Raw genomic sequence first — 8,036 nt, 5'->3', positions numbered from 1 at the left:
AGGTTGAAGGCGCAGGCGAACAGCGCGAAGCACAGCACCTTCATCACGAAGACGGGGTACAGCACGTAGGGCGCGGCCAGCCCGATCAGCAGGCCGATGCCGAGGATCATGGCGTTCCGGGCGGTATCCTGCCCCGGACGGCGCAGCGCGATGGTGGTCGTCTGGGTGTCGGCCGTTTTGATATCGTTTGTCTTGATCTGGGCGGCCATGGCTCAGCGCTCCCGTCCGAAGAGGCCCGCGGGCTTGATGAGAAGGACGATCGCCATCACGACGAACACCACGATGTTGGAGGCTTCGGGGTAGAAGACCTTGGTCAGGCCCTCCAGCAGCCCCAGCCCCAGGCCGGTGACGATGGCGCCCAGGATGGACCCCATGCCGCCGATCACCACCACCGCGAAGACGACGATGATGAGGTTGGTGCCCATCAACGGCGACACCTGATAGATCGGGGCGGCCAGCACGCCGGCCAGACCGGCCAGCGCCACGCCGAAGCCATAGGTGGCGGTGATCATCACCGGCACGTTGATGCCGAAGGCCTGGACCAGCACCGGGTTCTCGGTGGCGGCGCGCAGATAGGCGCCGAGCCGCGTCCGCTCGATGGCGAACCACGTCCCGAAGCAGATGACCAGCGAGGCGACGACGACCCAGCCGCGGTAATTGGGCAGGAACATGAAGCCGAGATTCTGCCCGCCCTTGAGCGCGTCCGGGATCGGATAGGGCTGGCCCGACACGCCGTAGAAATGGCGGAAGGCGCCTTCCATGATCAGGGCGAGGCCGAAGGTCAGCAGCAGCCCGTAGAGGTGGTCGAGCTTGTAGAGGCGCGACAGCATGGTTTTTTCCAGCGCCACGCCCAGCAGCCCGACGATCAGCGGCGACAGGCCCAACGCCCACCAGTAGCCGAGGCCGAGCTTCGTCAGCAGCAGCCACGCCACGAAGGCGCCGATCATGTAGAGCGCGCCGTGGGCGAAGTTGATGACGTTCAGCATGCCGAAGATGACCGCCAGCCCAAGGCTGAGCAGAGCGTAGAAGGACCCGTTGATGAGGCCGAGCAGAAGCTGGCCGAACAGGACCTGGGGCGGCACCCCCAGCAAGTCGAACATGACCGTCCCTCCCTGTGTATCGGACTTATGATTTTTGATTGGGTGCCTGCGTTGGCCCCCACCCAACCCTTCCCCTGCGAAGCGGGGGGAGGCTGGGAGGGGGCCCGGCGCGACAACCTTACTTCACTAGCGGGCTTACTTCACCAGCGGGCTTACTTCACCAGCGGACAACCGCTCTTCGCCGGGTCGAGGAACGCCTGCTCCGCGGGGATCGTCTTCACGATCTTATAGTAGTCCCAGGGAGCCTTCGACTCGCCCGGCGCCTTGACCTGGGCCAGATACATGTCATGGAACATGCGGCCGTTCGCGGCGACCTTGCCGTTCTTGGCGAACATGTCGTTCACCGGGGTCTCGCGCATCTTGGCGGCCACCTTGTCCGGATCGTCGGAGCCCACGGCCTCGACCGCCTTCAGGTAGTGGCGGACGGCGGAGTAGACGCCGGCCTGGACCATGGTCGGCTTGCGCCCGGCCTTGGCCTCGAACTTCTTGGTCCAGTCGCGGGTCTGGTCGTCCATGTCGTGGTAGAAGCCGGTGGTCAGCATCAGGCCCTGGGCGGCCGGGAGGCCCAGCGCGTGCACGTCGCTGATGAACAGCAGCAGGCCGGCGAGGCTCTGGCCCGACTGGGTGATGCCGAACTCGGACGCCTGCTTGACGGCGTTGGTGGTGTCGCCGCCCGCGTTGGCGAGGCCGATCACGTCAGCCTTCGACGCCTGGGCCTGGAGCAGGTAGGACGAGAAGTCGGCGGTGCCCAGCGGATGGCGGACGTTGCCCGCGACCTTGCCGTCGAGCTGCTTGACCATCTTCGTGGTCTCATCCTCCAGCGAGTGGCCGAAGGCGTAGTCCGCGGTGATGAAGAACCAGCTCTTCTTGCCCTGATCGACCAGCGCGCGGGCGGTGCCGGCGGCCATGGCGTAATTGTCGTAGGTCCACTGGAAGCCGTAGGGGCTGCAGGACTTGCCGCTGAGGTCGGTGGAGCCCGGGCCGGACATCAGGAAGATGCGCTTCTTGTCCTTGGTGATGCCCTGGACGGCCAGCGCGGCGGCGGAATTCGGCACGTCGGCGATGACATCCACGTTGCCGGCGTCGATCCACTCGCGCGCCGTGTTGGCGGCGATGTCGGCCTTGTTCTGGTGGTCGGCGACGACGATCTCGATGGGCGCCCCGGCGATCTTGCCGCCGAACTCCTCCGCCGCCAGACGGGCGGCGATGGCCGAGCCCTCGCCGGCGAGGTCGGCGTAGATGCCGGACCGGTCGTTCATCACGCCGATCTTGATCACGTTGTTGGAGACCTGAGCCTGCGCGGCGCCGGCGGTCAGCGCCAGCAGGGCGGTCCCGCAAAGCAACGTCTTGAGCATCTCTAACTCCCTTCGATTGGTTTTATTTGATGTGGTTTGGTCAGACGCCGAGATACGTGTGCAGCTTGTCCATGTTCTGGGCGAGCTGGTCGTTGGGGATCATGTCGACGACATGGCCCTCCTCCATCACGTAATGGCGGTCGGCGATGGTGGCGGCGAAGCGGAAGTTCTGCTCCACCAGCACGATGGTGAAGCCGCGCTGCTTCAGCTTGCGCACGGCGACGCCGATCTGCTCGATGATGACGGGGGCGAGGCCCTCGGTCGGCTCGTCCAGCAGGATCAGGTCGGCGCCGGTGCGCAGGATGCGCCCGATGGCCAGCATCTGCTGCTCGCCGCCCGACAGGCGCGTGCCCTGGGTCGAGCCGCGGCCCTGGAGGTTGGGGAACAGCTCGTAGATCTGCGGCACGGTCATGCCGCCGGACTTCACCACCGGCGGCAGCATCAGGTTCTCGTCCACGCTGAGCGAGGCGAAGATCCCGCGCTCCTCCGGCACATAGCCGATGCCGAGGCGCGGGATCTTGTGCTGCGCCATGCCGATCAGCTCCTTGCCCTGGAAGCGGATCGAGCCGTTGCGCTTGCCGACGATGCCCATGATGGAACGCATGGTGGTCGTCTTGCCGGCGCCGTTGCGGCCCAGCAGCGTCACCACCTCGCCCTGGCGCACGTCGATGTTGACGCCGTGCAGCACATGGCTTTCACCGTAGAAGGCCTGGAGGTCGCGGATCTCCAGCATGGCGGTCTTCACGTTGGCGCCGTCAGGCATGCCCCACCTCCCCCGTGCCCATATAGGCTTCCATGACCTGGGGATCGCGCGATACGACGTCGTATGCGCCCTCCGCCAGGATCTCGCCGCGGCGAAGCACGGTGATCGTGTCCGACAGGTGGGCGACGACCGACAGGTTGTGCTCCACCATCAGGATGGTGCGGTCGGCGGAGACCCGCTTGATGAGGGCGGCGGTGCGCTCGATGTCCTCGTGGCCCATGCCGGCCAGCGGCTCGTCCAGCAGCATCACCTCGGGGTCGAGGGCGAGGGTGGTGGCGATCTCCAGGGCCCGCTTGCGGCCATAGGGCAGCTCCGCGGCGGTGTGGCCGGCCCAGGGGGTGAGGTTCACCGCCTCGATCAGCTCCTCGGCGCGGGCGTGCAGGTCGTGCAGGCTGGCCTCCGGCTTCCAGAAGTGGAAGCTGGTGCCGCGCGGACGCTGGAGCGCCACCCGGACATTCTCCAGCACGCTGAGGTGCGGGAAGACGGCGGAGATCTGGAAGGACCGCACCATGCCCAGCAGCGCCACGTCGGCGGGCTTCATGGCGGTGATGTCGCGCCCCTTGTAGAGGATCTGGCCGCGCGTCGGCGTCAGGAACTTGGTCAGCAGGTTGAAGACCGTGCTCTTGCCCGCCCCGTTGGGGCCGATCAGCGCGTGGATGGTGCCGCGGCGGACCTGGAGGTTCACCTCCTTCACCGCGATGAAGCCCTTGAACTCCTTTGAGAGTCCGCGCGCTTCCAGAATGATGTCGTCGGCCATGGGTGCCGCTTGTCCCTCCCTGTTCGTCCGCGTCGCCTGCCGGTCCGCGTTTTTGATTGGGAAGACATAAGCATGCGGCGTGCCAACTGCGGACCGAACCGGTATCCTATTGAAAAGTCTGATAGTGGGTATCGCCACCGGATGCCGGCAGCGCCGTTCGGGGTGTCAGCTTTCCGGACAGGCTGTCCCAATCCTCCGACACACCAACGGCGGGGCGGGCGGAGCGTTCCGGGGTTGGCGGTCATGGAGCGTGGCGAAAGGGCGGGCTCCGTCGAAAGCGGTGAACCACAGAGGCACGCAGACACAGAGGGCCGACGATCACCCACCCTCTGTGTCTGCGTGCCTCTGTGGTTCATCCTCGCGGTTCAGGCCGTACCGCGGCGCCAAATGGTCGCTTGCAAATCAAGGGTGCGCCTGCAATTCTGCGCCTCCGACGGTGCCCCGTCCGCCGTGAAGGCACGGGGATAATAGGGAATGCGGTGCGGACCCGGATGGGGTCCAAGGCCGCGGCTGCCCCCGCAACTGTGTGCGGCGAGTCCGCCTCCGGAAATGCCACGGGCCGAAAGGCCGGGAAGGCGGGAGGCGAGACGGCGACCCGCGAGCCAGGAAACCTGCCGCCGGACCGACGTTCATCCAATCCGCCGGGTGTGGCGGAGACAAGGAAACCGCATCATGCCGCTTCGCGCCGCCCCCAGTCCGTCCTGTTCGCCGTTGCAGGCCGCAGAACTCCGCCGCCGCTGACCGGCGGACGGACCATCCTCACCATCACTCTTCTCTATTCAGGAGACGGCCGATGAGCAGCGGCCCGCTTACCGCCGGGAAGACCCCGGCCACCGTCATCACGGGCTTTCTCGGCGCCGGGAAGACGACGCTGATCCGCAGCCTGCTGGAGCAGGCCGCCGGGCGCCGTCTGGCGCTGATCATCAACGAATTCGGCGATGTCGGGATCGACGGGGAGATTCTGCGCGCCTGCGGCGACCCGACCTGCACCGAGGACGACGTGATCGAGCTGGCGAACGGCTGCCTGTGCTGCACCGTCGCCGACGACTTCGTTCCCGCCATCGAGAAGCTGCTGGCCCGCCCCCAGCCGCCGGAGCACATCATCATCGAAACCAGCGGCCTCGCCCTGCCGAAGCCGCTGGTCCAGGCGTTCCACTGGCCGGCGATCAAGACGCGGGTGACGGTGGACGGGGTGGTCGCGGTGGTGGACGCCGCCGCCGCGGCGGAGGGCCGCTTCGCCCCCGACCCGGCGGCTCTGGCCGCCCAGGCCGCCGACGCCGGGCAGCTCGACCACGAGACGCCGGTGGAGGAGGTGTTCGAGGACCAGCTCCTCTGCGCCGACCTGATCGTGGTGAACAAGACCGATCTGGTGGGGGCCGCCGATCTGGCGAAGGTGGAGGACCTGATCCGCGCCGCCATGGCCGAGGGCGGCACCGGGCGCGAGGCCAAGATCCTGCACGCCAGCAACGGCAAGGTCGATCCGGTGGTTCTGCTGGGCGTCGGGGCCGGGGCCGAGGACGACCTCGCCAACCGCCCCAGCCACCACGACGAGGAGGAGGGCCACGACCACGACGACTTCACCAGCTTCGTCGTGGAACTCGCCCCGCAGCCCGACCCGGCGGCTCTGGCGAAGACGCTGGAGCGGGTGGCCGCGGCCCATGGCGTTCTGCGGCTGAAGGGCTTCATCGACGTGCCGGGCAAGCCGATGCGCCTGTTGGTGCAGGGCGTGGGCACGCGCATCCAGACCCATTTCGACCGCTTCTGGAAGCCCGACGAGCCGCGCCGCAGCCGTCTGGTGGTGATCGGCGAGACGGGCCTCGACCGCGACGCGGTGACCGCGGCGCTGTCGTAAAACCCTCTCCCGTCCCGGGAGAGGGCATGTTTGCAAAGTTTTTCAGTCATGCACCTTCTCGCCGCCCGCCAGGAAGACCTCGACGCCGGGCCCCAGGCCGTGGATCTGGGGCAGACACCGGCGGATCTCGTCGTTCTGTCCTTTTCCGACAGCGACCTGACGGCGCTCGCCGCCTGCTGGGCGCGCCACCGCGACGGCCTGCCATCCTTGCGATTGGCGAACCTCGCGCGGCTGGGGCACCCGCTGTCGGTGGACCTCTACGTCGACTCCGTGATCCGCAAGGCGAAGCTGGTCGTGCTGCGGCTGCTCGGCGGGGCGGGCTACTGGCGCTACGGGCTGGACCATGTGGCCGCCGCCTGCCGGGAATCCGGCGTGGCGCTGGCCGTGCTGCCGGGCTGCGCGCAGCCGAACCCCGCCCTGGACGGCTACGGCACCGTTCCGCCCGAGGCGGCGCAGCGGCTGTGGCGCTACTTCACCGAAGGCGGGCCGGACAACATGGCCCACCTGCTGGCCTACGCCGCCACGCTGGCCGGGCAGGACCGCCCCTGGCGCGAGCCGGCGCCCGTCCCGCGCTTCGGCGTCTATGAGGGATGGTCCGGCCAAACCGCCGCCCAAACCGCCGCCCAAACCGCCGCCCCCTGCGCGCCGGTCGTCTTCTACCGCTCCCACCTGCTGGCCGGCGATCTGGAGCCGGTGCACGCGCTGTGCGACGCGCTGGCCACGCGCGGCCTCGCCCCGCTGCCGCTGTTCGTGGCGAGCCTGAAGGAGCCGGACTGCGCCGCCTGGATGCGCGCCACCCTGACCGCGCGCAACGCCGCCGTGGTGCTGAACCTGACCGGCTTCTCCGCGGCGCGCGAGGACGGGTCGCCGCTGGAGGCCAACGGCTCGCCGGTGCTCCAGGCCGTGCTGTCCACCACGCCGGAGGAGGGCTGGCGCGGCTCCGCCCGCGGGATGGGGCCGTCCGACCTCGCCATGAACGTGGTGCTGCCGGAGATGGACGGGCGCATCCTGACCCGCGCCATCGCCTTCAAGGCCGAAGGGGCGCTGGACCCGGATCTGGAATTCGCCCCGACGCTGATCCGCCCGGTGCCCGACCGGGTCGGGTTCGCCGCCGATCTGGCCGCCGCCTGGGTGCGGCTGGGCGCCACCCCGCGGGCGGAGCGCAAGCTGGCTCTGGTGCTGTCCGACTATCCGGGGCCGGGCGGCGGCATCGGCCACGCGGTGGGGCTGGACACCCCGGCGAGCGTCGTCGGCATCCTGGAGCGGCTGAAGGCGGAGGGCTACGCGCTGGACGGGCTTCCCGCCGGCCCCGCCGCCCTGATGGAGGCGCTGACCGGCGGCGCCTCCGCGACGCAGAGCCTGGCCACGCTGAGTCTGGCCACGCTGAGTCTGGAGGACTACCGCCGCCTCGCCCCCGCCGAGGTCCGCGCCCGCATCGCCGCCACCTGGGGCGGTGAGGACGCCGACCCGCTGGTGGACGGCGGCGCCTTCCGCTTCACGGTCCTGGCCTGCGGCAACGCCACCGTCGCCGTGCAGCCCAGCCGCGGCCACGGCCCGCTGACCACCACCCAGCACCACGACCCGGAGACGCCGCCCAGCCACGGCTACGCCGCCTTCCACCTCTGGCTCCGCCACGTCGTGGGCATCCACGCGCTGGTCCAGGTGGGGGCGCACGGGACGCTGGAATGGCTGCCGGGCAAGGCGGTGGCGCTCTCCGCCGACTGCTGGCCGGAGATCGTCGCCGGACCGCTGCCCTGCCTCTACCCCTTCATCGTCAACAACCCCGGCGAGGGGGTGCAGGCGCGCCGCCGGCTGGGCGCCGTCCTGATCGGCCACCTGACCCCGCCGCCGGTCGAGGCCGGGCTGCACGGCGACCTCGCCGCGCTTGAAACGGCCATCGACGAATATTCCATGGCGACCGGGCTGGACCCGCGGCGGCTGGGCACGCTGCGGCAGACCATCCTGGATCTGGCCTGGACCTCGGGCGTCGCCGCCGACTGCAACCTGCGGCCCGACGACGACCCCGACTCGATCCTCAGCCGCCTGGACGCCCATCTCTGCGACATCAAGGAGTTGCAGATCCGCGACGGGCTGCATGTCTTCGGCGCCACGCCGGAGCCGGAGCGCCGCGCCCGCCTGCTCGCCGCCGTGGCCCGCTTCGGCACGGCGGCGGACATCGCCCCGGCGCTCGACGCCTGTGGCGAGGCGG

6 protein-coding genes, 1 pseudogene and 1 riboswitch are annotated in these 8,036 nt (G+C 69.3%); of the genes and pseudogenes, 2 read left to right on the top strand and 5 right to left on the bottom strand.

Annotated elements, in window-relative coordinates:
• From QSG27_RS25990 to QSG27_RS25970, 5 genes and pseudogenes are all read right to left on the bottom strand, one after another.
• A pseudogene (locus tag QSG27_RS25990) lies at positions 1–209 on the bottom strand (branched-chain amino acid ABC transporter permease); the annotation flags it as partial.
• 3 nt (positions 210–212) lie between these two features.
• The gene (locus QSG27_RS25985) at positions 213–1,100 is read right to left on the bottom strand and encodes a branched-chain amino acid ABC transporter permease (protein WP_306711303.1); all 888 of its coding nucleotides are present in this window, start codon (positions 1,098–1,100) and stop codon (positions 213–215) included.
• Between the two features lie 152 nt (positions 1,101–1,252).
• A complete protein-coding gene (locus QSG27_RS25980) occupies positions 1,253–2,455 on the bottom strand; it encodes an ABC transporter substrate-binding protein (RefSeq protein WP_306711301.1) in 1,203 nt (400 codons plus the stop codon).
• Positions 2,456–2,495: 40 nt separating this feature from the next.
• Entirely contained in the window at positions 2,496–3,218 is a 723-nt protein-coding gene (locus tag QSG27_RS25975; RefSeq protein WP_306711299.1) for an ABC transporter ATP-binding protein, read from the bottom strand.
• Positions 3,211–3,975: an ABC transporter ATP-binding protein gene (locus QSG27_RS25970; protein ID WP_306711297.1), complete on the bottom strand. Its 765-nt coding sequence runs from the start codon at positions 3,973–3,975 to the stop codon at positions 3,211–3,213. The genes QSG27_RS25975 and QSG27_RS25970 overlap by 8 nt, the downstream gene beginning before the upstream one ends.
• 417 nt (positions 3,976–4,392) lie before the next feature.
• Positions 4,393–4,608: riboswitch (cobalamin riboswitch) on the top strand.
• Between the two features lie 160 nt (positions 4,609–4,768).
• Between QSG27_RS25970 and cobW the strand changes: the two genes are divergently transcribed.
• Positions 4,769–5,827: a cobalamin biosynthesis protein CobW gene (gene cobW, locus QSG27_RS25965; RefSeq protein WP_306711295.1), complete on the top strand. Its 1,059-nt coding sequence runs from the start codon at positions 4,769–4,771 to the stop codon at positions 5,825–5,827.
• A 48-nt stretch (positions 5,828–5,875) separates the two neighbouring features.
• Positions 5,876–8,036 (top strand): cobaltochelatase subunit CobN (locus tag QSG27_RS25960; protein ID WP_306711293.1); only part of this gene is annotated, 2,161 nt, incomplete at its 3' end.

The sequence above is a fragment of the Azospirillum isscasi genome (assembly GCF_030849505.1).
In the GTDB taxonomy this organism is placed as follows: Bacteria; Pseudomonadota; Alphaproteobacteria; order Azospirillales; family Azospirillaceae; genus Azospirillum; species Azospirillum isscasi.
The sequence above is the reverse complement of the archived record's forward strand: the minus strand, read 5'-3'. Positions and strand labels throughout refer to the sequence as shown.

Bases quoted from the DNA above. Each gene is read 5' to 3' on its own strand.
- QSG27_RS25985 (WP_306711303.1), bottom strand. From the start codon at position 1,100: ATGTTCGACTTGCTGGGGGTGCCGCCCCAGGTCCTGTTCGGCCAGCTT.
- QSG27_RS25980 (WP_306711301.1), bottom strand. From the start codon at position 2,455: ATGCTCAAGACGTTGCTTTGCGGGACCGCCCTGCTGGCGCTGACCGCC.
- QSG27_RS25975 (WP_306711299.1), bottom strand. From the start codon at position 3,218: ATGCCTGACGGCGCCAACGTGAAGACCGCCATGCTGGAGATCCGCGAC.
- QSG27_RS25970 (WP_306711297.1), bottom strand. From the start codon at position 3,975: ATGGCCGACGACATCATTCTGGAAGCGCGCGGACTCTCAAAGGAGTTC.
- cobW (WP_306711295.1), top strand. From the start codon at position 4,769: ATGAGCAGCGGCCCGCTTACCGCCGGGAAGACCCCGGCCACCGTCATC.